Origin of the sequence: Dialister sp. CAG:357 (assembly GCF_000435155.1) — a bacterium.
Taxonomy (GTDB): Bacteria; Bacillota; Negativicutes; order Veillonellales; family Dialisteraceae; genus Dialister; species Dialister hominis.
On sequence record NZ_FR896474.1, the window covers coordinates 1 to 572 of the forward strand.

1 protein-coding gene is annotated in these 572 nt (G+C 44.8%); it reads right to left on the reverse strand.

Annotated features, from left to right (window positions below):
• Positions 1 to 38: 38 nt before the first annotated feature.
• Positions 39 to 572 (reverse strand): IS3 family transposase (locus M3200_RS08955; RefSeq protein ID WP_288178262.1); only part of this gene is annotated, 534 nt, incomplete at its 5' end.

Genomic DNA, 572 nt, shown 5'->3' on the forward strand with positions numbered 1-572 from the left:
GGGGGTGCGGATATTTTTTTGGACCATTCTGGTAGTACTTACATTATCCCTAAGCTTTCTCTGTATTCTACTGGACTCATGCCGCCCAAGGTAATTTTAATTCGGTCTTCATTATACCAATGAAGATAATCGTCTAGGTAAGCTATGAATTCTTTAATGGATACACCTATCCAGCTTCTATTATAGAACATTTCGTTTTTTACTCTTCCAAAGACACCTTCACAAGCAGCATTATCCGGCGAGCACCCTTTTTTCGACATGGATCTTGTCCAGCCGAATTTCTTCATCAAGGCGATCCATCCAGGCCATTGGTAATGTATACCGCGGTCTGAATGAACGATAGGATGCTTGTCATCGCCCAGGGCCTCTCTCGCTTTTACCAGCATGGTATTGACCAGTTTGGCATTCGGCGACGTGCCGATCGTCCATGCGACAATCTTGCCGTCAAAGACGTCAGTTATAGCTGACAGGTATACTTTCCCTGCAGATATGTGGAATTCCGTAATATCTGTGAGAAGCAGCTTTCCTGGTTCGTCGGCATGAAAATTCCTGTTAACGAGATTAGGGGCAGG